The organism is Pseudomonas sp. R3-41 (assembly GCF_054161485.1).
Genome location: NZ_CP096421.1, coordinates 39,803 through 65,144 on the forward strand (window position 1 = coordinate 39,803; position 25,342 = coordinate 65,144).

Genomic DNA, 25,342 nt, shown 5'->3' on the forward strand with positions numbered 1-25,342 from the left:
CTTAGTTGGCAGCAGCCTTGGTGGCCGCTCGCTCTTTGGCGATTAACTGGTCGGCCAGTTGCAGGGCTTGTTCGGCACCGCCGGCAGAGCCGATGTCAAAGCGGTACTTGCCGTTGACGACCATGGTCGGTACGCCGGTGATTTCGTATTTCTTCGCCAGCTCGCGGGCCTTCTTGATCTGGCCCTGGATAGCGAAGGAATCGAAGGTGGCGAGGAACTTGTCCTTATCGACGCCCTGGGTGGCGAGGAAGTCCGCCATCTCATCTTTCTTGACCAGCTTCTTGCCTTCTTTCTGGATCGCGTTGAATACCGCAGCGTGAACCTTGTGCTCGACGCCCATGGCTTCGAGGGTCAGGAACATCTGGCCGTGGGCGTCCCATGGGCCACCGAACATGGCGGGAATGCGGACGAAATTGACGTCCGAAGGCAGTTTTTCAGCCCATGGGTTGATCACCGGTTCGAATGCGTAGCAATGCGGGCAGCCGTACCAGAACAGCTCCACGACTTCGATCTTGCCAGGCGCTGCCACCGGAACGGGGTTGGCCAGTTCGACATAGGGGGCGGCGGGCTTTTCAGCCGCTTGGGCAGTCACGCCGAACAGGCTGGCGGCGACGAGCGCGGCGCTGATGATCAGATTACGCATGCTTTACTCCTGGACAATGAGGGGGCCTGGCAAGGCCTGTTTCTAAGACAGACCGTGGCGGGTTCAAGTTCTCTAGTGTAACGGCAGCGGCCACAAAAAAGGGCGGCCAAAGCCACCCTTTTGATGCTCGCATCGACAGATTAATCGAGCGTTAACGTTGCAAGAGGTGTATCCCCTCGCAACGGCCTTAGTGCAGGCCCTGGATGTAGCTGGAAACTGCCGCGATATCTTCGTCGCTCAGCTTGCGGGCAATGGTGCGCATGGTCATTGCGTCACCGTCGTTGGCACGACCGCCTTCTTCCTTGCGGAAATCGGTCAATTGCTTGGTGATGTACTGGGCATGCTGGCCGCCCAAGTGTGGGAAACCGGCAGCGGCGTTGCCCTTGCCGTCAGGGGAATGGCAGCCAGTGCAGGCTGGCAGGCCTTTTTCCAGGTTGCCGCCGCGGAACAGCGCTTCACCGCGAGCCACGAGTTTTGGATCGGCGGCGCCGACGCTGCCCTTCTGGCTGGCGAAGTAGGCTGCGATGTCCTCCAGGTCCTGATCGCTCAGGTTGGTCAGCAGGCCGGTCATTTCCAGCACGACACGCTTGCCGTCCTTGATTTCCTTCAACTGCTTGGTCAAGTAGCGCTCGCCCTGGCCCGCCAGTTTCGGAAAGTTGGGCGCCATGCTATTGCCATCCGGGCCGTGGCAGGCCCCGCATACGGCCACTTTCGCCTCACCGGCCTTGGCATCGCCAGCGGCGTGGGCTACGCCGGATATCCCCAAGGTCAACAGCAGACTCACGATCAGTTTGTTCATCAGCTAATCCAACTACGGCTAAGGGTTAAAGAGTTATGGACCGGGTTCACTCGCTCATCCACTGGATGATGGCTCGGTAATCCTCGGCACTGCAGTCCATGCACAAACCACGCGGCGGCATCGCCTTGAAACCCTGGGTCACGTGTTGCACCAGCGTCTCCATACCTTTCGCCAACCTCGGCGTCCAAGCTTCCTGATCGCCCTTGCGGGGCGCCATGGGGAGTTGGCCGGAATGACAGGCACCACAAACACGGTTGTACACAGCTTCCGGATCCTGTGTAGCCTGAGCGCTGTAAAGCGGCATCAAGACACCGGCAGCTAGCAGCCATTTCGTCATAAAACGACCTTTTCAGGGTTGGGAACGAGCTGCGTTCTAATGCGCAATTTCGGTCGGTCGCTCCCGTGAGCTTCATCCTACGCTGGGACAAAGCGCACACAAAATCTGCGGCATTATATACTGGCGTCACTGAAACGGAAACGACACAGCTTGCCGCGTCCATTCCCGACGCCGCCCACATCGGAAATCCCATGCAACTGAAGAACCCTATCCTCGGCCTGTGCCAACAGTCCACCTTCATGCTCAGCGCCGCCAAAGTCGATCAATGCCCAGACGACGAAGGCTTCGAAGTGGCGTTTGCCGGCCGTTCCAACGCCGGCAAATCCAGCGCGCTGAACACCTTGACCCATGCGAGCCTGGCACGCACCTCGAAAACCCCGGGTCGCACGCAGCTCTTGAACTTCTTCAAGCTAGACGATGAACGGCGTTTGGTCGACCTGCCCGGCTACGGCTACGCCAAGGTACCGATCCCGCTCAAGCAACACTGGCAGCGTCACTTGGAAGCCTACCTGGGCAGCCGCGAGAGTCTGAAAGGTCTGATTCTGATGATGGATATTCGCCATCCGATGACCGACTTCGACCTGTTGATGCTCGATTGGGCGGTCGCCAGCGGCATGCCGATGCACATCCTGCTGACCAAGGCCGACAAGCTCACCTACGGCGCGGCGAAAAATACCTTGCTCAAAGTGCAGTCGGACATTCGCAAGGGCTGGGGCGACGCGATCACTATCCAACTGTTCTCGGCACCCAAGCGCATGGGCTTGGAAGAAGCCTATACCGTGCTGGCGGACTGGATGGAATTGGCGGACAAGGGCAGCGAAGAGGCCGAATAAACCAAATCGCAGGCAAAAAAAACCCCGGACTTCTTATGGGGAGGGGGAAGTTCGGGGTCCAAGTTCCGGACCGCTAGGGCGGGGTCCAGATATCTGCCAACACTTAACACAACATAGGAGCATTGAAGGGCTTCACCAGCCATTCAGAATCTCTGAGTGGCGATTCACGGGTTTAGTTCAGATTTTTTTTGGAAATAACCGTAGGAATTTTCCGAGCTAACGAAGCCGTCGCTGGCATTGCGGTGACTCCCTGTGGCGAGGGAGCTTGCTCCCGCTGGCCTGCGCAGCAGGCCCCTGCATTTTTCCAGGCGGACTGCATCGCCCGGTTTGCGACTGCTGCGCAGCCGAGCGGGAGCAAGCTCCCTCGCCACAAAAGCCCTAGGCCTCAGGACGTGGGAATCAGTGCGCCTCGTCCCAGTTATTGCCCACGCCCACTTCCACCAGCAGCGGCACGTCCAGCGTGGCGGCGGCGCTCATGTGCTGGCGGATCTCTTCGCGAACCTGGTCGACCAAGTCTTCACGCACCTCCAGCACCAGTTCGTCGTGGACTTGCAGGATGACTTTCGCATCCAGCCCTGACGCCGTCAGCCAGCCATCCACGGCAACCATGGCTTTCTTGATGATGTCAGCCGCCGTGCCTTGCATCGGCGCGTTGATGGCGGTGCGCTCGGCGCCTTTGCGCAGGGCCGGGTTTTTCGCGTTGATGTCTGGCAGGTACAGGCGACGACCAAAAATGGTTTCGACGAAACCTTGCTCGGCCGCCTGGGCGCGGGTGCGCTCCATGTAGGCCAGCACACCTGGGTAGCGGGCGAAGTAGCGGTCGATGTAGGCCTGGGACTGCTTGCGATCGACGCCAATCTGCTTGGCCAGGCCGAACGCGCTCATGCCGTAGATCAAGCCGAAGTTGATCGCCTTGGCGCTGCGGCGTTGGTCGTGGGTGACGGCTTCCAGGTCGACGCCGAACACCTCGGCCGCCGTGGCCCGGTGCACGTCCAGGTCATTGCGAAAGGCGTGGAGCAACCCTTCATCCTTGGCCAGGTGCGCCATGATCCGCAGTTCGATCTGCGAATAGTCCGCCGCCAGCAGCTTGTAGCCTTTCGGCGCAACGAACGCCTGGCGGATGCGCCGGCCTTCGGCGGTCCGAATCGGAATGTTCTGCAGGTTCGGATCGATGGACGACAAGCGCCCGGTCGCGGCGACGGCTTGCTGGTAATTGGTATGGACGCGGCCGGTGCGGCTGTTGATCTGTTCCGGCAAGCGATCGGTGTAGGTGCTCTTGAGCTTGCTCAGGGAACGGTACTGCATAAGCACCTTGGGCAGCGGGTAATCCTGCTCCGCCAGTTCGGCGAGCACCGCTTCGGCGGTGGAAGCCTGGCCCTTGGCGGTTTTGCTGAGCACCGGCAAGCCGAGCTTTTCGTACAGGATCACGCCCAATTGCTTCGGCGAACCGAGGTTGAATTCCTCACCGGCGATGGCAAACGCCTCACGCTCCAGGGCCACCAACTTCTCGCCCAACTCGACACTTTGTACGCCCAGCAGGTTGGCATCCACCAGCGCGCCCTGGCGCTCGATGCGCGCCAGGACCGGCATCAGCGGCATTTCGATGTCGTTGAGCACCGGGCCCAGGCTTGGCGTGGCGGCCAGCTTTTCCTGCAAGGCCTGGTGCAGGCGGAAAGTCACGTCGGCGTCTTCGGCGGCGTAAGGGCCGGCCAGTTCCAGGGAAATCTGGTCGAAGGTCAGTTGCTTGACCCCTTTGCCGGCGATGTCCTGGAAATCGGTCTTGCTCTGGCCCAGGTATTTGAGCGCCAGGCTGTCCATGTCGTGACGGGTCGCAGTGGAGTCCAGCACGTAGGATTCCAGCATGGTGTCAAAGGCGATGCCCTGGACCAGGATGCCGTTGTTCTGGTCACCGCCAATGGCGCAGTTGGCCAGGATGTTGGTTTCGAACTTGGCGTGCTGGCCAACCTTGAGCTTGTCCGGGTTTTCCAGCAGCGGCTTGAGCACCTTGAGCACTGTGTCGCGGTCCAGTTGCTCCGGCACGCCCATGTAGGAATGGGTCAGCGGGATGTAGGCCGCCTCGAACGGGGCCACGGCGAACGACAGGCCAACGAGTTGCGAATGCTGGGCATCGCCGCCGTTGGTTTCGGTGACAAAGGCAAACAGCGGCGCTTTTTCCAGTTTCGCCAGCCACGCGTCAAAGCGCGCCTGGTCGAGGATGACCTCATACTTGGCCTCGGCAGCGCCGGGCTGTTCGTCGGCCACTTCGACGATCTCCTGGCCGGAACGCTTGGCGTCCCGCTGGTTTTCTTCGAACCAGCTCTTGAACTCCAGCAACGTATACAGCTCGGCCAGTTTCTCGTGGTCGGGCGTGCCCATTTGCAGGTCGTCGAGGCCGACATCCAATGGCACGTCGGTCTTGATGGTCGCCAGTTCGTAGGACAGGAATGCCATTTCCTTGTGTTCTTCGAGCTTGGCGGCGAGGGTCTTGGCGCCACGGATCGGCAAGGTGGCGACGATGTCCAGTTGCGCGTACAGCTCGGTCAGGCCGCCGTTGACGCCCACCAGCAGGCCGGAAGCGGTCTTCGGTCCGATACCCGGGACGCCCGGGATGTTGTCGGACGAATCGCCCATCAACGCCAGGTAATCGATGATCTGCTCCGGAGCGACGCCAAACTTCTCCTTCACGCCAGCCACGTCCAGGGCGCTACCGGTCATGGTATTGACCAAGGTAATGTGCCCGTCGACCAACTGCGCCATGTCCTTGTCGCCGGTGGAGATCACCACCGGACGGTCGGCCGCCGCGCTGCTGCGGGCCAGGGTGCCGATCACGTCATCGGCCTCGACGTTGTCCACGCACAGCAACGGGAAGCCCAGGGCCTTGACGCTGGCGTGCAGCGGTTCGATCTGCACGCGCATGTCGTCGGGCATGCTCGGGCGGTTGGCCTTGTATTCGGCGTACAGCGCATCGCGAAACGTCCCACCCTTGGCGTCGAACACCACGGCGAACGGACTGTCCGGATACTGCTTGCGCAGGCTCTTGAGCATGTTCAGCACGCCCTTGACCGCACCGGTCGGCAGGCCTTTGGACGTGGTCAGCGGTGGCAGCGCATGAAAGGCGCGGTACAGATAAGAAGAACCGTCCACCAGGACGAGGGGGGCTTGGCTCATGAGCAGGATCAACCTTTTCGGCGGGTCCGGGGCTAGAATAGCGGGACCGTTGACGACAAAGGGACAAGGTTATCATGCGTACACTAAATCGCCTGTTACTGGCTGGCTTGTTTGCATTCACCCCGCTGGCCGTCATGGCGGCGGATGACGCGCCCTCGGCGGACCCGGATGTCACCATCCGCACCGAAGGCGATAAAACCATTCAGGAATATCGGCAAAACGGCTTTTTGTACGCGATCAAGGTCACGCCCAAGAACGGCAAGCCTTATTTCCTGGTACGCGCCGACGGCACTGATGCAAACTTCATCCGCTCGGACCAGCCGGATATGCTGATCCCTTCGTGGAAAATCTTTGAGTGGTAATACCGCTCGCGACTTCAACCGGCGCCCGCTGAAGGGCGCCCGTACTGGCAGTTTAACCATGTCTGTGTTCACGCCCCTGGCTCGGCCCGAGCTGGAAACCTTTCTCGCCCCTTACGGGCTCGGCCGCTTGCTTGATTTCCAGGGGATCGCCGCTGGCAGCGAAAACACCAATTTCTTTATCAGCCTGGAGCAGGGCGAGTTCGTCCTGACCCTGGTCGAGCGCGGCCCGGTGCAGGAAATGCCGTTCTTCATCGAACTGCTGGACGTGCTGCACAACGCCAACCTGCCGGTGCCTTACGCCTTGCGCACCACCGACGGCGTCGCGCTGCGGGAGCTGGCGGGCAAACCGGCGCTGCTGCAACCGCGCCTGGCCGGCAAGCACATCAAGCAGGCCAACGCCCAGCATTGCGCCCAGGTCGGCGAATTGCTCGCCCATCTGCACCTGGCGACCAAAGGCAACATGATCAAGCGCAAGACCGATCGCGGCCTGGACTGGATGGAGGAGGAGGGCGGCAAACTGCTTTCGCACCTCGACGCCGAACCGCGTCAGCTGCTGGAGGCTGCGCTGGAAGAAATTTCGTTGAAGAAGGTCGGCATCCTGGCGCTGCCCCGGGCCAACATCCACGCCGATCTGTTCCGCGACAATGCGATGTTCGAAGGCACGCACCTGACCGGGTTGATCGACTTCTATAACGCCTGCTCCGGGCCGATGCTGTATGACGTCGCCATCGCCCTGAATGACTGGTGCTCGGATGACGACGGCGTGCTCGATGGCGCCCGGGCCCGGGCGTTGCTGGGTGCTTATGCAGCGTTGCGGCCGTTCACGGCTGCCGAGGCCGAGCTATGGCCGACCCTGTTGCGCGTGGCATGCGTGCGGTTCTGGTTGTCGCGGTTGATCGCCGCCGAATCGTTTGCCGGGCAGGATGTGTTGATCCATGACCCAAAGGAGTTCCAGCAGCGCTTGGCGCAGCGGCAGACGGTTCATACGGTGTTGCCGTTCGCCCTCTGACACTCGGTGGATCTGAATGCCTTTGTGGCGAGGGAGCTTGCTCCCGCTCGGTTGCGCAGCGACCGCAAGATCTTTAGGGCCGCTTCGCGGCCCAGCGGGAGCAAGCTCCCTCGCCACAGGTTCTGCGTTGGCAGGCTATAACGACTCCAGGCACCCCGCCAAATCATTGCCCAACTTCTCCAACAACTGCTCATACCCCTGCGCCGTCGCCGGGGTATAGCCGCCCAGTGCATCCAGTTCCGCCAGTTTCACCGGCAACCCGGCCACCAAGGTTTCGGCCAGGCGCGGGCGCAGGGGCGGTTCGCTGAAGACGCAGGTCTTGCCCACCGCCTGTAAGCGCGTGCGCATCGCCGCCACGTGCTGGGCGCCGGGCTGGACTTCGGCGGCCACGGCGAACACCCCGGCGTGCTTGAGGCCGTAGTTGTCTTCGAAATAATCGAACGCCTCGTGGAAGACGAAGTACGGCTTGCCCGCAACCCCGGCCAGGCGCGTCTTGAGGCGCGTGTCCAAGGCATCGAGGCGCTGGTTGAAGCCCTTGAGGTTGTTTTGATAGCGGGCCGCATTCGCTGGATCCGCCGCGCTCAGGTCAGCCGCCATCCTGGCGGCGATCACCCGCGCATTGTGCGGCGACAGCCACAGGTGGGCGTCCACGGTGCCGGGGCGATGGTCGTGATCGTGATCATCGCCCTCATCATGGTCATGATCCTCGTGGGACGCGCTGTCCTGGGCGAAGTGACGCAACTTGAGCCCGGGCAGCTCCTGCACCGCAACGGAGGGCAGGGTACGACCGTTCAACACGCGCGGTAGGAAACCTTCCATGTCCGGCCCAATCCAGTACAGCAGGTCCACCGACTGCACCTTGCGTACATCGGAGGGCCGCAACGCGTAGTGATGCGGCGAAGCCCCCGGGGGCAGCAACACTTCCGGAACGGCCACGCCGTCCTGCACGGCGGCGGCGATCAGTTGCAGCGGCTTGATGCTGGTGAGGACCTTGACGTCGGCCTGGGCCGGGCCGATCAGTAGAAAACTTGCGACAAAAGCGACAAAGAGCGAAAAAAATCGGGACACGATGACCACTCGTAGAGGCGAGAACGGGTAACATAATAACGTCTCTCACTAAACTCGTCGCTGCCCATGCCTATTACACCCCTTGCCAGTCGTCCCCACGATCACTCCCACTGCGTGCACAGCGCGCTGTCCGAGGCCGACGCCATCTGCGCGCGCCAAGGGTTGCGCCTGACCGCCCTGCGGCGGCGCGTGCTGGAACTGGTCTGGCAAAGCCACAAGCCACTGGGCGCCTACGACATCCTCGCGGTGCTCAGCGAGCAGGACGGCCGCCGCGCCGCGCCGCCAACCGTCTATCGGGCGCTGGACTTCCTCTTGGAAAACGGCCTGGTACACCGGATTTCGTCGCTCAACGCCTTCGTCGGCTGCAACCATCCGGAGCACGCCCACCAAGGCCAATTCCTGATCTGCCGCGAATGCCACGCCGCCATCGAGCTGGAACAGAAATCCATCAGCGATGCCATCGTCGCCAGCGCCAGGGATGTCGGCTTCGTCGTCGACACCCAGACCGTCGAAGTCGTCGGCCTCTGCTCCGGCTGCCAGGGGGCCTGATGAGCAACGCGCTGATCCGCCTCGAGCAGGTGGCCGTGACGTTCGCCGGGCAGAACGTGCTGGACAACATTCACCTGAGCGTCGAGCCGGGGCAGATCGTGACCTTGATCGGCCCCAACGGCGCCGGCAAGACCACCCTGGTGCGCGCCGTGCTGGGTTTGCTCAAGCCCGACAGTGGCAGCGTCTGGCGCAAGCCCAGGTTGCGCGTCGGCTACATGCCGCAAAAACTCCACGTCGACCCGACGCTGCCGCTGTCGGTGCTGCGTTTCCTGCGCCTGGTGCCTGGGGTGGACCGCGCCCGGGCCTTGGCTGCGCTCAACGAGGTCGGCGCCGAACAGGTGATCGACAGCCCGGTGCAAAGCGTGTCCGGTGGCGAGATGCAACGCGTGCTGCTGGCCCGCGCCTTGCTGCGCGAACCCGAATTGTTGGTGCTCGATGAGCCGGTGCAAGGCGTCGACGTGGCAGGGCAGGCCGAGCTGTACAGCCTGATCACCCGCCTGCGCGACCGCCATGGCTGCGGCGTGCTGATGGTCTCCCACGATTTGCACCTGGTGATGAGCACCACCGACCAGGTGGTCTGCCTCAACCGCCACGTCTGCTGCTCCGGGCACCCCGAGCAGGTCAGCGGCGATCCGGCCTTCGTCGAGTTGTTCGGAAAGAACGCACAAAGCCTGGCGATTTATCACCACCACCATGACCACGCCCACGACCTACATGGCTCGGTGGTCAGCGCCCCTTCTGCTTCCAAACATGTTCATGGAGACGGCTGCAAGCATGGCTGATTTTCTGTTGTACGCCCTGCTCGCAGGCTTGGCACTCGCCCTGGTCGCCGGTCCGCTGGGTTCGTTCGTGGTCTGGCGGCGCATGGCCTATTTTGGCGACACCTTGTCCCACGCAGCACTGCTGGGCGTGGCCCTGGGGTTTCTGCTGGATGTCAGCCCGGCCATCGCGGTGACCGTTGGCTGCCTGTTGCTGGCGGTGGTGCTGGTCACCCTGCAACAGCGCCAGCCACTGGCGTCCGACACGCTGCTGGGCATCCTCGCGCCGAGCACGTTGTCCCTCGGGCTGGTGGTGCTGAGCTTCATGCGCGACGTGCGGATCGACCTGATGGCCTATCTGTTTGGCGACCTGCTGGCGATCAGTCCGACGGACCTTGCCTGGATCCTGGGCGGCAGCGCGGCGGTGTTGCTGCTGCTGGTGGCGCTGTGGCGACCGTTGCTGGCGGTCACCGTCCATGAAGAACTGGCGCGGGTCGAGGGTTTGCCGGTGGTCAGCCTGCGCTTGGCGCTGATGCTGTTGATTGCGGTGGTCATCGCCGTGGCGATGAAGATTGTCGGTGTGTTGCTGATTACGTCATTGCTGATCATTCCGGCGGCTGCGGCACAGCGTCACGCCCGCTCGCCCGAGCAAATGGCCTTGGGTGCGAGCCTGCTGGGCATGCTCGCGGTGTGCGGCGGCCTGGCCCTTTCCTGGTTCAAGGACACCCCGGCCGGCCCGTCGATCGTGGTCAGCGCCGCTGCGTTGTTTCTGCTGAGTTTTGTCCTGCCCCGTCGAGGGGTGTAGACTTGCTCGCTTTTTGCGCAAATAGAGAGTCGCAGGAATGAAGCCGTTCGCCTCCCGTTATCTGCTCCTTGTCGCATTTTCCCTGCTGCTGGGCGCGTGCCAGAGTACTCCGCCGGTCACCCAGGCCCCCGATACGCGGGGCCCGGCCATCGCGCAGCTCGAACAAAGCTTGGCCAGCAATGAGCTGGCCACCGCTGAAGGCCAGTTGGCCGCCTTGCAAGCCCAGTCGCCCGAAGACCCGACGCTGGAACCGTACCAGCGGCAATTGGCCGAGGCGTACCTGCGCCGCAGCCAGATCGACCTGCAAAAAGGCGATGTCAACGCCGCCGCCACCGCCCTGAGCCGTGCCCGAGCGTTGATGCCCAAGGCCCCAGCGCTCACTGGCGAGGTCAACAGCGCCATTGCCGAAGCCCGCAAGGCTGATCTGGAAAAAGCCGAGGCCGACCTCAAGGCCGCCGAAGCCAAACCGGTCGCCAAGGTGATCGACCCGAGCGCACCCAGCACTACCGTTGCGCTCAACATAGCCGATATCCAGCAAATGCGTCGGCAATTGGACGCCATCGCCGCCGATGTGGTGAATTATCAGTGCGACGTCAGCATCCAGGCGCCGCGTACCGATGATTATCCGTGGTTGGCGACGTTGCTGAGCAAGCGGGTCAAGAAACTGGATCCGGGGTTTGACCTGAAGCTGCAGAAGCAGATTTTGCGCAGTGTGCCGGCGCAGGTTGTGCTGACGCCGCGTAAGCCCTAAAAAGCTTCGTCGGAACGCCGCCCGGAGCAAGCTCGCTCCCACAGTGGTTTTGTGTCGATCACAAAATCTCATGTGGGAGCGAGCCTGCTCGCGAAGGCGTCCCTACTAGCAACAAGCTTCTTTCAGGCAGCCATCAAGCCGGAACCGCCTTCGCCTTGGGCTCCCGCGCCCAAACCCGATGCTGAGCAATCGCCGCGAAAAACCGCGAAAAACCGCTCGCATCCGCATCTTCGATCAACCCCGCATCCACCTCCAGCTTCAACTCCACCAACAACTGCCGGGCCTCACCATGAAGCCCGATGGCTTTCAGATGCTTGTAGGCCTCCAGCACGTAATGCAACGCCACGCCGTCGCGACTCAAGGCCTTGATCGACTCCGCGCCACCGGGCACGAACACCGCGTCAAAGGCAATCGACGGCAAGCCTTCCATGGACGCATCCACCGCCAGGGTTTTCCCATCGGCCGTGGTGACCGGCGCCGAGGTCGGCCCCAGCACTTTGGCGTGGGCGCCCTCAGCCTCCAGAGCCTGCTTGAGCGTATCGATGATTGCGCCATCGACACCGTTGGCCACCAACACCGCCACTTTGCGCGTCTTGATGTCGCCGGACAGCAGGTTCGCCTGGCTCAAGGCCGGGGATTGCTCCAGCGATGGCGTTGGAACATCGACAGTTCCAGCGGTCGGTGCCGGCAAGCCGAGGTTTTTCGCTACCCGCCCGGCCAGTTCCAGGTCGATGTTGGCCAGGATCTCATTGACCTGCCGCGCCCGGATGACCTCCCGCTCGACCTTGCCCAGCTCGAAGCTGTAGGCGGCGATGATGTGCTCTTTTTCGTGGGGGCTCATGCTCTTGTAGAACAGCCGCGCCTGGGAGAAATGATCGGCGAACGAATCGCTGCGTTGGCGGATCTTGTAGGCATCGATACGCTCTGGGTAACTTTCGAAGCCGCCGTCCTGCGGGCCGGGCGGGGTTTCTTTTGGCCAGCCGCCGTCAATGGAGTTCGGCTCGTAGGACGCACGCCCCTTATCGATGGTGGTGCGGTGCATCGCGTCACGCTGGCCGTTGTGCACGGGCGTAATCGCACGGTTGATTGGCAGCTCATGAAAGTTCGGCCCGCCGAGTCGGCTGATCTGCGTATCGGTGTAGGAAAACAGCCGGCCTTGCAGCAGCGGGTCGTTGGAAAAGTCGATGCCCGGCACGATGTGCCCAGGGCAGAAGGCGATTTGCTCGACTTCGGCGAAGAAGTTGTCCGGGTTGCGGTTCAGCACCATCTTGCCCAACGGGGTGATAGGCACAAGTTCTTCGGGAATGATCTTGGTCGGGTCAAGTAGGTCGAAGTCGAATTTGTGCTCGTCCTCCTCGGCAACGATCTGCACGCCGAACTCCCATTCCGGGTAGTCGCCCATCTCAATGGATTCCCACAGGTCGCGACGGTGGTAATCGGTGTCCTTGCCCGCGAGTTTCTGGGCTTCGTCCCACACCAGGGAACAGGTCCCGGCCTTGGGTCGCCAGTGAAACTTGACGAAGCTACTGCGGCCTTCCGCATTGATCATACGGAAGGTGTGCACCCCAAAGCCCTGCATCGTGCGTAGGCTTTTTGGAATGGCCCGGTCAGACATCGCCCAGATCACCATGTGGGCCGATTCCGGCACCAGCGAGACGAAATCCCAGAACGTGTCGTGGGCCGAGCCGCCCGTAGGAATTTCGTTATGGGGCTCGGGTTTTACCGCGTGGACAAAGTCTGGAAACTTCACCGCGTCCTGAATGAAAAACACCGGCATGTTGTTGCCCACCAGGTCGAAGTTGCCTTCGTCGGTGAAGAACTTCACGGCAAAGCCGCGCACGTCCCGCACGGTGTCACCGGACCCCCGTGGACCTTGCACGGTGGAAAAGCGCACGAACACTGGCGTCTTTTTACTCGGGTCTTGTAGGAAACCAGCCTTGGTCAGGGCCGCATGGGATTCATAGGCCTGAAAGTAGCCATGGGCACCGGTGCCGCGGGCGTGAACGATGCGCTCCGGGATGCGCTCATGGTCAAAGTGCGTGATTTTCTCACGCATGATGAAATCTTCCAGCAACGAGGGCCCGCGTGGGCCGGCGCGCAAGGTGTTCTGGTTATCGGCGATCTTCACGCCCTGGTTGGTGCGCAGCGCCTGCTCGGTGGCGTCGGAGCGAAACTGTTCCAGGCTTTCGAGCTTGGCGTTGGTGTTACCGCGGTCCAGGGTGTCGGTCCCGGCCAGCTGGCTCTTGTCGACCGTGGGCTTGTTGATACTCATCAGGCATGACTCCTCTTTGCGTTCCTCGCTGTGGCCAGGACTCTTGAGTTCGATGCCGCAGGTGCAGGACCCGGGCATTTGGAGTGGCTTAATGAGTGACCCATGCCGTTTGGCTGTGTTCCTTTTTTATGGCCTTTGATCGCGTTATTGCCAAATGACTGGTCCGATCGCAAATAAATGCTAAGAACCTCTATACGGACAGGCTAAAATGCGCGCCCGGCTAACCGCTGATCCTTTTCCAACGCGCCCCACAAGGTTCGCTACGTGATCGAGTTTCAAAACGTCCATAAAACCTACCGGGTTGCCGGTAGGGATATCCCCGCCCTGCATCCGACCAGTCTGACGATTGAGAACGGTCAGGTCTTCGGCCTGATTGGCCATTCCGGTGCAGGAAAAAGTACCCTGCTGCGCCTGATCAATCGCCTGGAAGATTCCACGGGCGGCAAGATCATTGTCGACGGCGAAGAAGTCACCGCCCTGGACGCCAGCGGCCTGCGCCGCTTCCGCCAGCAAGTCGGGATGATCTTCCAGCACTTCAACCTGCTGGCGTCCAAGACCGTGGCCGACAACGTGGCACTGCCGCTGACCCTGGCCGGCGAGTTGTCCCGCAGTGACATCGACCGCCGCGTCGCCGAGTTGCTGGCGCGGGTAGGGCTGTCCGACCACGCCCGCAAATACCCGGCGCAGCTGTCCGGCGGCCAGAAGCAGCGCGTCGGCATCGCCCGCGCCCTGGCGACCAAACCCAAGATCCTGCTGTGCGACGAGGCCACCAGCGCCCTCGACCCGCAGACCACTGCCTCGGTGCTGCAACTGCTGGCAGAGATCAACCGCGAGCTGAAGCTGACCATCGTGCTGATCACCCATGAAATGGACGTGATCCGCCGCGTTTGCGACCAAGTGGCCGTGATGGACGCCGGCGTGATCGTCGAGCAGGGCCCGGTGGCCGAGGTGTTCCTGCATCCGAAGCACCCGACCACCAAGCGTTTCGTCCAGGAAGACGAGCAGATCGACGAAAGCGAACAACGCGACGATTTCGCCCACGTCCCAGGACGCATCGTGCGTCTCACGTTCCAAGGCGACGCAACCTACGCGCCATTGCTCGGCACCGTCGCCCGGGAAACCGGTGTGGACTACAGCATCCTGGCCGGTCGCATCGATCGCATCAAAGACACCCCCTACGGGCAACTGACCCTCGCCATCACCGGCGGTGACATGGAGGCGGCGTTTGCCCGCTTCACCGCGGCTGATGTCCACATGGAGGTGCTGCGCTGATGGAATTTTTTGCAAACGTCGACTGGCTGGAAATCTGGCTAGCCACCGGCGACACCTTCCTGATGCTGTTCGGCTCGCTGCTGTTCACCGTGCTGCTCGGCTTGCCCCTGGGCGTGCTGCTGTTCCTGTGCAGCCCGCGCCAGTTGCTCGAAGCCCGCGGCGTTTATGCGCTGCTGTCGCTGATCGTGAACATCCTGCGTTCGCTGCCGTTCATCATCCTGTTGATCGTGATGATCCCGTTCACGGTACTCATCACCGGCACCTCCCTGGGCGTGGCCGGCGCGATCCCACCGCTGGTGGTCGGCGCGACACCGTTCTTCGCCCGCCTGGTGGAAACCGCCCTGCGCGAAGTCGACCGCGGCATCATCGAAGCCACCCAGGCCATGGGCGCGACCACGCGGCAGATCATCGTAAACGCCTTGCTGCCAGAAGCCCGCCCGGGCATTTTTGCCGCAATTACGGTGACAGCGATTACGCTGGTGTCCTACACGGCCATGGCCGGTGTAGTCGGCGCCGGTGGTCTGGGCGACCTGGCGATCCGCTTCGGCTACCAGCGTTTCCAGACCGATGTGATGGTGGTTACGGTGGTGTTGCTGCTGGTACTGGTGCAAGTCCTACAGACCGTGGGCGACAAACTGGTTGTGCATTTCTCTAGAAAATAAGGCCTCGCGGCCAATAAACCATGAGCCGGCCATTCGCTGGCAGGCGCCAAGAGCAGGCGCCCCACAAGGAGTTAGCTGAATGAAAAAACTACTGGTTGCCTTCGCTGCCGCCGCCGCGTTTTCCGCCCACGCCGCCGACACCCTCACCGTCGCGGCCACGCCGGTGCCGCACGCGGAAATCCTCGAATTCGTCAAACCGGCCTTGGCGAAGGAAGGCGTGGACCTCAAGGTCAAAGTCTTCACCGACTACATCCAGCCCAACGTGCAGGTGGCGGAAAAGCGCCTGGACGCCAACTTCTTCCAGCACCAGCCGTACCTGGATGAGTTCAACAAGGCCAAGGGCACGAACCTGGTGAGCGTGGCCGGTGTGCACCTGGAACCCCTGGGCGCGTATTCCAGCAAGTACAAGGCACTGACCGAACTGCCGGGCGGCGCCAACGTGGTGATCCCGAACGACGCCACCAACGGCGGCCGTGCGCTGTTGTTGCTGGCTAAAGCTGGGGTGATCAAGTTGAAGGACTCGGGCAACATCCTGTCCACCACCAAGGACATCACCGAGAATCCAAAGGATCTGAAATTCCGTGAGCTGGAAGCGGCGACCATTCCGCGGGTGCTGACCCAGGTGGATCTGGCGTTGATCAATACCAACTATGCGTTGGAGGCCAAGCTTGATCCTTCCAAGGATGCGCTGGTGATCGAAGGTAACGACTCGCCTTATGTGAACATCTTGGTGGCCCGTCCGGATGACAAGGACAGCGAGGCGATGAAGAAGCTGGTTGCGGCGCTGCATACGCCGGAAGTGAAGGCTTTTATTCTTGAGAAGTATAAAGGCGCGGTTTTGCCGGCGTTTTGAGCTGATTAGGTGGTGAAAAAACGGGGCTGCGTGGGAATGCGGGCCCGTTTTTTATGCTCGGAAATATGCGTGTCGCGCAGAGATTCGCAAGATCGGCATTCATCAAATTTGATTGACCGAGTGTCCTGCAACAATACTGATCCCAACGCATGAGGGGTGACTCTCGTGCCTACCTTCCGAGGCCCGCTTGAGAGAAATCTCTGTGGGCTTTCGTGTTTCTAGAGCGTTAATAAAGCGAACCCGACACAAGATGTCAGGTTTGCTTTTGGGAAGAATGTTTATCTGCTATCGCGGGTCAACGTTATCCAACACCCGATTCGCCAGCAACGAACTCAGCTCAATCAGTTGCTGGATGCCGAGGAGGATGTGACGGCGAGGGCCTTCCAGGTCGAAAGCCAAGTTGCTGACCATCGCATCAGCTGCCGCCAGGGTTTCGCTGAGGTTGGCGAGGAGGGATTCGTTGTCGGCGTTTTTTGTGACGGTGAAGAGCTGGTCCGGTTGGGACGTATCTTCGGATTTTTCCGGTTTTGGTCGCAGGTAATAATCCAAGGCGCGATTGGTGGCTTCGTCGTGTTTCTTGGCTTTGGATTTGGTTCTCGGGGTCGCTTGGTCCGCCTCTGGCGGATTCGGGGTAGGCTTGAACATGTACTAAGTCCTGTAAGTGATGCCGCAACCCTCTAGCTACTAAACAAGGGGTGGCAGCTGTACGCAGGTTAGTAGACCGGGGACTTAGCAAGCCGGCGCGCCCGAGGGCGCCCTGCGCACAACCGCCATCAAATACAGGCATGGAAATACCTGACTGATAGGAGCCTTGCACCTTACTAAATACCAACGGGCTACTAAACCCGACCACTGATGGGCAGTGGCAGGAAAACAATAGAGCCCTGGGGACAAGGTGCCAAGCCGGCGAATTCTGGCGTAGTTGTAGGCAAAGGCGCAAGGATGTGTGGCTCGGTGAAAGGGATTACAGCGCAAGAGTAAACAGATCGTCTAATTACTCCTCGATACCGTGGCGAGGGAGCTTGCTCCTGCTCGGCGGCGCAGCCGTCACAACTGATTTATGCGGTTTGTTTGTAGGAATGTGTCGGTCTTTTTGGGGCTGCTGCGCAGCCCAGCGGGAGCAAGCTCCCTCGCCACGAATGGTTGACCGGCTTGAGGATGCGGGGAGATGCCCCTCGCTCGATACGGAGGCTACTTGTCTTTCGGTCCAAAAAGGAGGGGCGGAGGGCCGATCCATAGTTCCGCTTCATTGTTCGACAACCCTCATGATAAATTCCCGCCGCGACCTCTAATCGATAGAGGGCATTCAGGGAGAGAAAATCAGTGATCAAGTCTTTGTTGGTTGGGGCGTTGCTGGCAATGGCATCCGCATCGGCATCCGCGATGAGTTGCGATAACCCTAGAAACGCCTATGACAGAACCTACTGCGCGTCGCTGAAAATGGTTCAGTCGGATCAGGACATCAACGATCAATACAAGAAGACGATGAGTGCCCTGAACCCGGATCAAAAGAAAAAGGTGAAAGCCGCTCAAATCCAGTGGATCAAAAATCGTGACAGCGCCTGCTCCAACGATGGCCTGCTCTATCTGGACTGTGCCAACGAGAAGACCGAGGCGCGCATCGTCATTCTCAAGGCTGTCGAGCGCGAGTGCCGTGCCGCCGGTTGCGACGACGCCAAGCTGTCGCAAGTCGAGTAACCGATAAGCTCGTCGGACTTGCCGTCGTACTCCAAGAAAAAACCCGACTTTAAGCGTCGGGTTTTTTCTTTGTGAGCCGTGCTACGCAGCGCCACGCTCAACCATCGCGCGCCATGTTTGGACACTAGGACGTTCTTGCATCCTGGCGTGCCACGCGCGCAGTGCGGCACATTCATCAGGCACGGGGAGCTGCACCAGCGAGGCGAAGATCATGCCGCCCAATACCGCAATGTCGGCCATCGAAAATCTGTCGCCCGCCACAAAGGGCTGGTCTTTGAGCAAGTTGTCGAAATAGCGCATGCCTCTGATCGCCTTATCGCGCATCCGGCCGCCCCACTCGGCATTCTGGTACAGCTCGACCTCTGGGCCGAGGCCCGGCGTGGCATGGTGGAAGTATGTGCTGATGGCGTCGAGAAACTCGATCTCGGCACGCTTGGTCATCATGTGGATGAGGCCTTTTTCAACAGGCGTTTCGCCCGTCAGCGTCGGTTCGCCGACCAGGCGGTCCAGGTACTGGGTAATCGCCGTGCATTCGGCGATCCGCGTCCCATCGCTCAGCTCCAGGACGGGCAATGTCCCCGAGTAGTTGATGGCGCGGAATTCCGGTTTCTTATGCTCACCGGTCCAGAGATTCACTGGAATGAATTCGATTTTTGGCAACAGGCCTTTTTCCGCCAGTGCAATGCGCACGCGGGCGGGGTAGGGGCCGTTGAACCAATCGTAGATTTTCATTTCAGGAACCGTGGAAATGTCAGCGTGTGGATGTGAAGAAGACATGATTGGAATACCTGCCTGTCAATTGGTAGGTAAAAGACTGGACCGATATTTTGGCACTGTCAATCCCCTACCTGACAATTGGCAGGTAAGCGAATCTGGGCGTAGAATCGCATTCAAATGAGTGCATCGACTAGGTAAACGAGGCTGCAACGTGAACGAAAATGCTCGAGAAGCCATCTTGGCGGCGGCGAAATCCGCTGCCCAACTGCACGGTTACAGCGGGATCAATTTCCGTAGCATTGCCGACCAAGTAGGCATCAAGAACGCCAGCATTTACTACCACTTTCCGAGCAAGGCGGGGTTGGCTGCTGCGGTCGCGGAACGCTATTGGCGGGACGTGCAGCGGGCACTAGACGAGATACTCGCCGCCAATGCCGAGCCAAAAGTGTGCTTGCAGCTGTACCCGTCCCTTTTTCGAAAATCGCTTGAGGACGGCAACAGGCTGTGTCTGTCCAGCTTCATGGCCGCCGAATACGAGGACCTTCCCGATGAAGTCTTGCGGGAAATCCGGGCATTTGCGGACGTTAACGTAACGTGGCTCGCCCAGGTGTTGGCGGATGCCGGAATGGGCAGCGCAGCGGAGTGTGAACGTAGAGCCCTGGCCATTTACACCGCTGTGGCGGGTGCTCAGTTAATCGCGCGGACTCGGGCGGATGTCGGTCTGTTCGATGATCTGATTTTGAGCTACCGGGAGGCAGGATTGATCCCGGCCTGATTCCTGTAAAGAAGATGATGCAGTTTGTTTGTAGGAATGGTTGGGGCTGCTGCGCAGCCCAGCGGGAGCAAGCTCCCTCGCCACGGGGTTTCGGTTCAATCGGGGCCTTGGGTGTAATTCAGTTGTTTGCGTTGGTGGCAGGGTGCCACAATCGCCGTTTTCGTTGCGTCACGATCAGGTGGATCAAATGGATGGCCCAAGATCTCGGAACGGCCAGGCTTCTTTCATAGCCGAGCAGGTGCGAACGGACCGATTGCAGCAACTGTTTCGCCAGTCCGTTTCTGCGGTTTTCGGCAGTTACCTGGCTGCCATCATGCTGAGTTGGCTGTGTTGGGATCGGTTTGAGCACAGCGTCATTTTTTGGTGGATTGCCATCCTGACCGCATCGACGCTGTTGCGTATCGCGATGTTTGTCGCCTATTTCCGCAGCGACGAAAGTGAACGTACACCGCAACGCTGGGAGCGCCGATACTGGGTCACGCTGGTGCTGTCCGCCAGCATCTGGGGCGGCGGGGCGTTTGTGCTCATGCCGGCGGATGATCTGTTGTCCCAGGCGTTGGTCATGCTCTTCACCGTCGGAATGTCCGTCAGCGCGGTGTCCTGCTATTCGGCTTACCGCGACATGACGCTGGCTTCCATTGGCGTGGTGCTGTTCCCTTGCACCGCCTGGCTGCTGTTTCAACCGTCGCCGATTCAAGTCGGCATGGCCCTTTCGATCCTGGTGTTTGCGGCATTTGCCGCCCGGGCCACGCACAAAATGTCCGAGGCACTGGAAATCGCCTTTCGACTCACCCGTGAAATGGAACAGGCGAACAGCATTTCGACCCGTGCCGCACAAACCGATGAACTGACCGGCCTGAAGAGTCGGCGGGCTTTTTTCGAGCATGCCCAGCAGCTATATGACGAATGTAAGAGCAGCCGGTTAGGGTTGTGCGCCGTCATGTTGGACATGGATCACTTCAAGCACATCAACGACACCTACGGCCATCAAGTGGGAGACCAGGTTTTACGCGAGATGGGGACGGTGATCAGTTCATCGTTTAGGGCAACCGATATCCACGGACGACTCGGTGGGGAAGAGTTCGCCATTCTGCTTCCGGATACGTCCATCGAAGTCGCGACCCAAATTGCAGAACAGCTCATCGATACGATTTCGGGCTTGATGATCGAGCCTGTTCAGGGCATATCCGCCAGCCTTGGCGTGGCGTCGACGGGGGCCTGTAATAAGGACCTTCACAGCTTGATGAACGATGCGGATAAGGCCCTGTATCGGGCGAAGGCGTTGGGGCGTAATCGAGTGGCGGTTGCTTAGTTGGGTTGATTTGTATTAACAGTCGGAATTCGATCGTTCCTCACGCTCTGCCTGGGAACGATCTCAATAGACTGGGCCTGCCTTTGTCGATGTCGGCTACGCGGATCGAGCTTCGGCTTTAGACAGGTCTATGGAAGCTCTGATGGCATCAATTGCGTCTTGAGCGAGCGCCATAACGATCGTTGTACTGGTTTCAATCCGACTGATGATGTCTTCTCTCGGACCCTGCTTCCAGGCAGCGCTTGCATAAAAAACTGCTTGAGATACCTGGCGATGGCTTTCGTTTTCATAGGAGCGAATCAGGTGATAGCTGTCACTATCATGTAATGAGCAGCCATAAGAAACGACATCCATGCCCGCCTCCAGGTGAAGCGGAACACTGACATTCTGCATTACTTTGTGAAAATCCAATCCCGATCCTGGGCTTAAGGTGTACGTCAGGATTTCAATAATTCGAGTCATTCCAAATCTTCCATGTGGCGTTTCCACGGGAGCATCCGCGCATTTCAGCTTACGCCATCAGGGCGAGCTGCGTTACGGCACGCGTTGGATGATCGAGAAGCCCATCATCGGCCTGTGAGTTTCCCTCCCTTTGAGAGTCTGCAATTGCGCGGGCCCTGCTGATTCCCTAGGCGCGTCCTCCCCTTGCTTCACCTCGCGGCTCACGCGGGCTGGCGATACTGCAAAGCCTAAAAAATAATTTTGCTTCCATATCAACTAGTTAATTCAGATTCAAAAGATTTTCCAAAATTTATCTTGCGCGCAAATTATTCATCCGTTAACTTTATCGCAACTAGTTAGCGCGCAAACATTTAGCGCCAACCTAAATCGATCAAACCCATCAGCAAGCGAGGAAACACCATGAACGTTCTCTACACCGCAATCGCAACCTCCACCGGTGGCCGTGATGGCCGTGCTGTTTCCAGCGACAAGATTCTCGACGTGAAACTGGCCACTCCAAAAGCCCTGGGCGGCGCTGGTGGTGAAGCTACGAACCCTGAGCAGTTGTTCGCCGCCGGCTACTCGGCCTGCTTCATCGGCGCATTGAAGTTTGTCGCCAGCCAGAGCAAACGCAGCATTCCTGCTGACGCCTCGATCACGGCACACGTCGGCATCGGCCAGATCCCTGGCGGTTTCGGCCTGGACATCGACCTGCACATCAGCCTGCCAGGCCTGGATCAAGCCGATGCTCAAGCGCTGGTCGACGCGGCTCACCAGGTTTGCCCGTACTCCAACGCGACTCGCGGCAACGTCGACGTCCGTTTGCACGTCACCGTCTAACTCACATCATCTAAAAGGATCAGGACATGAACACTCTCGGCAAAACTCTCGTTGGCTCGCTTCTGGCGCTGTCGCTCAGCAACGCGTTTGCGACTTCTTTTGTTCAACCTACGTTCGCTGAGGGTGGTTCGGATCGCCTGATCGAAAGCCGTGTCGCTGAAGGTGGCTCGGATCGATTGATCCAGAACCGCGTCGCTGAAGGCGGCTCCGATCGACTGATCCAAAACCGCATAGCCGAGGGCGGCTCGGATCGACTGATCCAAAACCGCATAGCCGAGGGCGGCTCGGATCGACTGATCCAAAACCGCATAGCCGAAGGTGGCTCGGATCGACTGATCCACAACCGTGTCGCCGAAGGTGGCTCGGATCGACTGATCGAAAACCGCGTGGCCGAAGGCGGCTCGGATCGTCTGATGGAAAACAGAGTGAGCTGAACGATCCCTTCACCACTCCGAAAGCCGGTCGAACCCACCCATGTTGCTTCCAAAACAAAAGCGCCGCTTATCTCTCACGAGGAAGCGGCGTTTTTTTTCAACGTGGCATAAGTCCTAGACGATGCTATCCACCACACCGCCATCGACGCGCAGCGCCGCTCCGGTGGTGGCCGAGGCCTGTTCCGAACTGGCGTAGATGATCATGTTGGCGACTTCCTCGACGCGCGCCGCGCGCTGGATGATCGAGGTGCTGCGGTGCTCGTTGACGAAATCTGCCGCGACCTTTTCCAGGCTTTCCCCGCTGCGCTCGACGTCTGCCTGGAGCATCTGGGCAACGCCTTCGGAAAGGGTCGGCCCTGGCAACACCGAGTTCACCGTCACACCCGTGCCGGCGAGGCGCTTGGCCAGGCCGCGAGCGATGGACAGTTGCGCGGTTTTGGTGAAGCCGTAGTGGATCATGTCGGCAGGAATGTTCACGCCCGATTCCGACGAGATAAACACAATCCGCCCCCAACCGCGCTCGACCATGCCCTGGGCGTAGGCCCTGGAAATTCGCACGCCGGACATTACGTTGGTTTCGAAGAAGCGCTGCCATTCGCTGTCTGGCGTTTCGAAGAAGTCTTGCTGTTTGAAAATGCCCAGGTTGTTGATGACGATATCGAAGCTTGGGTGCTTGGTGACGAGTGCCTGGCAACCGGACTCATGGCTGAGATCGCCGACAAAGCCAGTCGCCCTTGAAGAGAGGGTGCCCAAGCGTTGCAACGCATCCTCCACACTGCTCTCGCTGCGACCGTTGATGACCACGTGGGCGCCGGCTTCCAGGAAGCCTTTGGCGGTCGCAAAACCTATACCGCTGGTGGAACCGGTGACCAGGACGTGACGTCCGGTGAAGTCGATGTTCATGAGGGGACTCCTTGATGAATAGACCAGAGGAAGTGCGATCGTTCTGGCTGGACAGTCATCCAACGGACGTAGAGATGGCGTTGCCATCCCGACGTCGCCGATATCGCAGGTCTTTAATCATGGACACAATTGAGGCTTTGCGCCTCTTTGTGATCAGTCAGTCATCAGGAAGCCGACCACACGGCCAGTTCATAACCATCCGGATCGATAAAGTGGAAACATCGGCCACCCGGAAAAGCGAACACTTCACGGCAGATGGTCGCCCCTGCGGCTTCGAGCCTGGATTGAGTGGCTTCAAGGTCATCGGCGTACAAGATGATCAACGGGCCGCCCGGGCGCACCGGTTCGCCGGTCGTGAAGCCACCGGTCAGGCGACCGTCGCTGAATTCGGTGTAGGTCGGGCCGTAGTCGACGAAATTCCAGCCAAACACACCGCCATAGAAGTCTTTGCTTCGGGCGATGTCGTTGACATTGAACTCGATGTTATCGATCTGACGGTCTTTTCCGCGAATGCCCATTGATGCTTCCTTGGCGAGTGGGGACAAGCAAGCTTAGGGCATCAGCCGACATTCATGTAAATGTGCCGGCCTCTTCGCGAGCAAGCTCGCTCCCACAGGGGTTGGTGGTGTTTGCTCATGGGGTGGGGCTGCTGCGCAGCCCAACGGGAGCAAGCTCCCTCGCCACAAGATTCGGTAGACCAACCTTTCAGGCCTGCGCGCTGAATCGCTGTGCAGCACGCCGTGCAAGCATCGCGGCTTCGGTCTCTCGCGTCGCCCGTTCGCCTTTGTAGGCCAGTTGGTTGAAAAACAACCCGTCCGAAAACTCCTGGGGAGACACCGAGCCTCTGGGTTTGAGCATCGGCGCCAAGTCGATGGTGTTGGCGAAGTTTTCCTTGGTCAGGTTGTAGCGGCCCAAGTAGCTGCCGGACCAGGGCGAGTCGGCGTCGACCATGTCGATAGAGGCGTCGCGGAACGCAACGGCTGCGGTTTTCAGGTCGCTGGATTCATTGAGCAAATCGGTCAGCCGCTGGGTGTCTGCGCTGCTGAGTTGGCCGGCCGTGTTGAGCACCTTGAGTCGGCCATCGGCCTCGACGGTGAAGCCGTACTTCTTGCCGGCCAGGTCCGGATGGGTTGCCGACAGCGTTGACTGGAAGGTCTCGAAAGAGGTCTTCAGGGTGTTTTTCGCGCTCTCGGCAAGTGCGGCGAATCGAGGGAAGTCTGGCGATTGGGAGCGACCGACCCAGGTTTCGATGACCACTGGCGATTCCACCATGATCTGGGCGTCGTCACTGGGGTGGTAGATCGCTGCAGGGCCGGCGTTTGCCAGCTGCTTTACGGCGTCTGCGGGAGGATTGGTTACCAGCTTCTGGTCGGAGCGGGTGAGGTTGGTGTTGGCGGGAGCGATAGCGGCAGAGCTAACTGAGAATTCCATTTCATCGGTCCATGATTGGCGGATACATCGGGTTATCGACAGCGGGGGACCGAGCTTTAGGAGCGAGGGCTGCTGCGCAGCCCGGCGGGAGCCAAGCTCCCTCGCCACAGGAGAGTGGCGTCCGTGGTTATGCGGCGGCTGACGGGGCGCTATCGCGAGCAGGCTCGCTCCCACAGGGATTTGGGATGGATGTGATGCGTGTGAATGACCTGGAAAAATTGTGGGAGCTGAGCTTGCTCGCGATGGCGGCGGCGCATTCAACATCGATGCAAGCAGACCCACCGCTATCGCGAGCAGGCTCGCTCCCACAGGGATTTGGGATGGATGCGATGCCTGTGAATGACCTGGAAAAACTGTGGAAGCTAAGCTTGCTCGCGATGGCGGCGGCGCATTTAACATCGATGCAGGCAGACCCACCGCTATCGCGAGCAGGCTCGCTCCCACAGGGATTTGGGATGGATGCGATGCCTGTGAATGACTTGGAAAAACTGTGGGAGCTGAGCTTGCTCGCGATGGCGGTGGCACATTCAACATCGATGCAGGCAGACCCACCGCTATCGCGAGCAAGCTCGGTTCCCACCGGGGTCTTGGGTGTTCACAGTTTCTGCATCCACCATAAATCCCAAGCCGCCTCGCTCATATGAAGCAAC

The 25,342-nt window shown here is 60.0% G+C and carries 28 protein-coding genes; 16 read left to right on the forward strand and 12 right to left on the reverse strand.

Annotated features, from left to right (window positions below; translation table 11 throughout):
* Nucleotide 1 precedes the first annotated feature (1 nt).
* The 3 genes from M1D99_RS00175 to M1D99_RS00185 all read right to left on the reverse strand — a co-directional run bounded on the left by M1D99_RS00175 (nt 2) and on the right by M1D99_RS00185 (nt 1,779).
* Nucleotides 2–643: a thiol:disulfide interchange protein DsbA/DsbL gene (locus M1D99_RS00175; RefSeq protein WP_186706427.1), complete on the reverse strand. Its 642-nt coding sequence runs from the start codon at nt 641–643 to the stop codon at nt 2–4.
* Between the two features lie 187 nt (nt 644–830).
* Complete coding sequence (locus M1D99_RS00180; protein ID WP_186706428.1) at nt 831–1,442, reverse strand: c-type cytochrome; 612 nt, start codon at nt 1,440–1,442, stop codon at nt 831–833.
* Nucleotides 1,443–1,488: 46 nt separating this feature from the next.
* Complete coding sequence (locus tag M1D99_RS00185) at nt 1,489–1,779, reverse strand: c-type cytochrome (protein ID WP_003196231.1); 291 nt, start codon at nt 1,777–1,779, stop codon at nt 1,489–1,491.
* Between the two features lie 191 nt (nt 1,780–1,970).
* Here M1D99_RS00185 and yihA point away from each other — a divergent pair, with 191 nt between their 5' ends.
* Nucleotides 1,971–2,612 carry a ribosome biogenesis GTP-binding protein YihA/YsxC gene (gene yihA, locus M1D99_RS00190; protein WP_186706429.1) on the forward strand — a complete coding sequence of 214 codons (642 nt, stop codon included), beginning with the start codon at nt 1,971–1,973 and terminating at the stop codon, nt 2,610–2,612.
* 399 nt (nt 2,613–3,011) lie between these two features.
* Here the strand turns inward: yihA and polA are convergent, their stop codons facing one another.
* Nucleotides 3,012–5,780, reverse strand: a complete 2,769-nt coding sequence (polA, locus tag M1D99_RS00195) for a DNA polymerase I (protein WP_434573338.1) — start codon at nt 5,778–5,780, stop codon at nt 3,012–3,014.
* A 74-nt stretch (nt 5,781–5,854) separates the two neighbouring features.
* Here polA and M1D99_RS00200 point away from each other — a divergent pair, with 74 nt between their 5' ends.
* Both M1D99_RS00200 and M1D99_RS00205 read left to right on the forward strand, forming a co-directional pair.
* A complete protein-coding gene (locus M1D99_RS00200) occupies nt 5,855–6,142 on the forward strand; it encodes a DUF2782 domain-containing protein (protein ID WP_053126892.1) in 288 nt (95 codons plus the stop codon).
* A 58-nt stretch (nt 6,143–6,200) separates the two neighbouring features.
* On the forward strand, nt 6,201–7,151 hold the full coding sequence (locus M1D99_RS00205) for a homoserine kinase (RefSeq protein ID WP_434573340.1): 951 nt from the start codon (nt 6,201–6,203) through the stop codon (nt 7,149–7,151).
* A gap of 135 nt (nt 7,152–7,286) precedes the next feature.
* Here M1D99_RS00205 and znuA read toward each other — a convergent pair whose 3' ends face one another.
* Nucleotides 7,287–8,219, reverse strand: coding sequence for a zinc ABC transporter substrate-binding protein ZnuA (gene znuA / locus M1D99_RS00210; protein ID WP_411386060.1), 933 nt, complete (start codon nt 8,217–8,219; stop codon nt 7,287–7,289).
* A 66-nt stretch (nt 8,220–8,285) separates the two neighbouring features.
* On the opposite strand from znuA, the gene zur reads away from it, so the two are divergent.
* From zur to M1D99_RS00230, 4 genes are read left to right on the forward strand one after another with little or no spacing between them, the layout of a single operon-like run.
* Nucleotides 8,286–8,768, forward strand: a complete 483-nt coding sequence (zur, locus tag M1D99_RS00215) for a zinc uptake transcriptional repressor Zur (RefSeq protein WP_245145387.1) — start codon at nt 8,286–8,288, stop codon at nt 8,766–8,768.
* Entirely contained in the window at nt 8,768–9,550 is a 783-nt protein-coding gene (gene znuC, locus M1D99_RS00220; protein ID WP_186728484.1) for a zinc ABC transporter ATP-binding protein ZnuC, read from the forward strand. Before zur ends, znuC begins: the two co-directional genes overlap by 1 nt.
* Nucleotides 9,543–10,331: a zinc ABC transporter permease subunit ZnuB gene (znuB, locus tag M1D99_RS00225; protein ID WP_186728483.1), complete on the forward strand. Its 789-nt coding sequence runs from the start codon at nt 9,543–9,545 to the stop codon at nt 10,329–10,331. Before znuC ends, znuB begins: the two co-directional genes overlap by 8 nt.
* A gap of 37 nt (nt 10,332–10,368) precedes the next feature.
* Complete coding sequence (locus M1D99_RS00230) at nt 10,369–11,082, forward strand: PA5502 family lipoprotein (RefSeq protein WP_186706435.1); 714 nt, start codon at nt 10,369–10,371, stop codon at nt 11,080–11,082.
* Nucleotides 11,083–11,215: 133 nt separating this feature from the next.
* On the opposite strand, the gene katE is transcribed toward M1D99_RS00230, so the two are convergent.
* Nucleotides 11,216–13,432: a catalase HPII gene (gene katE / locus M1D99_RS00235; protein ID WP_458131229.1), complete on the reverse strand. Its 2,217-nt coding sequence runs from the start codon at nt 13,430–13,432 to the stop codon at nt 11,216–11,218.
* Nucleotides 13,433–13,618: 186 nt separating this feature from the next.
* Here katE and M1D99_RS00240 point away from each other — a divergent pair, with 186 nt between their 5' ends.
* From M1D99_RS00240 to M1D99_RS00250, 3 genes are all read left to right on the forward strand, one after another.
* Nucleotides 13,619–14,626, forward strand: a complete 1,008-nt coding sequence (locus M1D99_RS00240; protein WP_186706437.1) for an ATP-binding cassette domain-containing protein — start codon at nt 13,619–13,621, stop codon at nt 14,624–14,626.
* Complete coding sequence (locus M1D99_RS00245; RefSeq protein ID WP_030139002.1) at nt 14,626–15,288, forward strand: methionine ABC transporter permease; 663 nt, start codon at nt 14,626–14,628, stop codon at nt 15,286–15,288. Before M1D99_RS00240 ends, M1D99_RS00245 begins: the two co-directional genes overlap by 1 nt.
* Nucleotides 15,289–15,367: 79 nt before the next feature.
* Nucleotides 15,368–16,141, forward strand: coding sequence for a MetQ/NlpA family ABC transporter substrate-binding protein (locus M1D99_RS00250; protein WP_186706439.1), 774 nt, complete (start codon nt 15,368–15,370; stop codon nt 16,139–16,141).
* Between the two features lie 285 nt (nt 16,142–16,426).
* Here the strand turns inward: M1D99_RS00250 and M1D99_RS00255 are convergent, their stop codons facing one another.
* The gene (locus M1D99_RS00255) at nt 16,427–16,786 is read right to left on the reverse strand and encodes a DUF6124 family protein (protein WP_434573349.1); all 360 of its coding nucleotides are present in this window, start codon (nt 16,784–16,786) and stop codon (nt 16,427–16,429) included.
* Between the two features lie 678 nt (nt 16,787–17,464).
* On the opposite strand from M1D99_RS00255, the gene M1D99_RS00260 reads away from it, so the two are divergent.
* Nucleotides 17,465–17,839, forward strand: a complete 375-nt coding sequence (locus M1D99_RS00260; protein WP_033062452.1) for a lysozyme inhibitor LprI family protein — start codon at nt 17,465–17,467, stop codon at nt 17,837–17,839.
* An 81-nt stretch (nt 17,840–17,920) separates the two neighbouring features.
* On the opposite strand, the gene M1D99_RS00265 is transcribed toward M1D99_RS00260, so the two are convergent.
* The gene (locus M1D99_RS00265; protein WP_458131230.1) at nt 17,921–18,571 is read right to left on the reverse strand and encodes a glutathione S-transferase; all 651 of its coding nucleotides are present in this window, start codon (nt 18,569–18,571) and stop codon (nt 17,921–17,923) included.
* Nucleotides 18,572–18,767: 196 nt separating this feature from the next.
* Here M1D99_RS00265 and M1D99_RS00270 point away from each other — a divergent pair, with 196 nt between their 5' ends.
* Both M1D99_RS00270 and M1D99_RS00275 read left to right on the forward strand, forming a co-directional pair.
* The gene (locus tag M1D99_RS00270; protein ID WP_458131231.1) at nt 18,768–19,331 is read left to right on the forward strand and encodes a TetR/AcrR family transcriptional regulator; all 564 of its coding nucleotides are present in this window, start codon (nt 18,768–18,770) and stop codon (nt 19,329–19,331) included.
* Nucleotides 19,332–19,518: 187 nt separating this feature from the next.
* The gene (locus M1D99_RS00275) at nt 19,519–20,643 is read left to right on the forward strand and encodes a diguanylate cyclase (RefSeq protein ID WP_458131232.1); all 1,125 of its coding nucleotides are present in this window, start codon (nt 19,519–19,521) and stop codon (nt 20,641–20,643) included.
* Between the two features lie 96 nt (nt 20,644–20,739).
* On the opposite strand, the gene M1D99_RS00280 is transcribed toward M1D99_RS00275, so the two are convergent.
* Nucleotides 20,740–21,105, reverse strand: a complete 366-nt coding sequence (locus tag M1D99_RS00280; RefSeq protein WP_434573357.1) for an NIPSNAP family protein — start codon at nt 21,103–21,105, stop codon at nt 20,740–20,742.
* Nucleotides 21,106–21,504: 399 nt separating this feature from the next.
* Here M1D99_RS00280 and M1D99_RS00285 point away from each other — a divergent pair, with 399 nt between their 5' ends.
* Complete coding sequence (locus tag M1D99_RS00285; protein WP_458131233.1) at nt 21,505–21,924, forward strand: organic hydroperoxide resistance protein; 420 nt, start codon at nt 21,505–21,507, stop codon at nt 21,922–21,924.
* A 26-nt stretch (nt 21,925–21,950) separates the two neighbouring features.
* Entirely contained in the window at nt 21,951–22,358 is a 408-nt protein-coding gene (locus M1D99_RS00290; protein WP_434573359.1) for a hypothetical protein, read from the forward strand.
* A 114-nt stretch (nt 22,359–22,472) separates the two neighbouring features.
* Here M1D99_RS00290 and M1D99_RS00295 read toward each other — a convergent pair whose 3' ends face one another.
* The 3 genes from M1D99_RS00295 to M1D99_RS00305 form a co-directional block, all read right to left on the reverse strand.
* The gene (locus tag M1D99_RS00295) at nt 22,473–23,261 is read right to left on the reverse strand and encodes an SDR family NAD(P)-dependent oxidoreductase (protein WP_186706446.1); all 789 of its coding nucleotides are present in this window, start codon (nt 23,259–23,261) and stop codon (nt 22,473–22,475) included.
* Between the two features lie 164 nt (nt 23,262–23,425).
* Nucleotides 23,426–23,779, reverse strand: a complete 354-nt coding sequence (locus tag M1D99_RS00300) for a VOC family protein (RefSeq protein ID WP_458131234.1) — start codon at nt 23,777–23,779, stop codon at nt 23,426–23,428.
* A gap of 187 nt (nt 23,780–23,966) precedes the next feature.
* A complete protein-coding gene (locus M1D99_RS00305; protein WP_434573364.1) occupies nt 23,967–24,692 on the reverse strand; it encodes a hypothetical protein in 726 nt (241 codons plus the stop codon).
* A 185-nt stretch (nt 24,693–24,877) separates the two neighbouring features.
* Here M1D99_RS00305 and M1D99_RS00310 point away from each other — a divergent pair, with 185 nt between their 5' ends.
* The gene (locus tag M1D99_RS00310; protein ID WP_434573365.1) at nt 24,878–25,336 is read left to right on the forward strand and encodes a hypothetical protein; all 459 of its coding nucleotides are present in this window, start codon (nt 24,878–24,880) and stop codon (nt 25,334–25,336) included.
* The last annotated feature ends 6 nt before the right edge of the window (nt 25,337–25,342 follow it).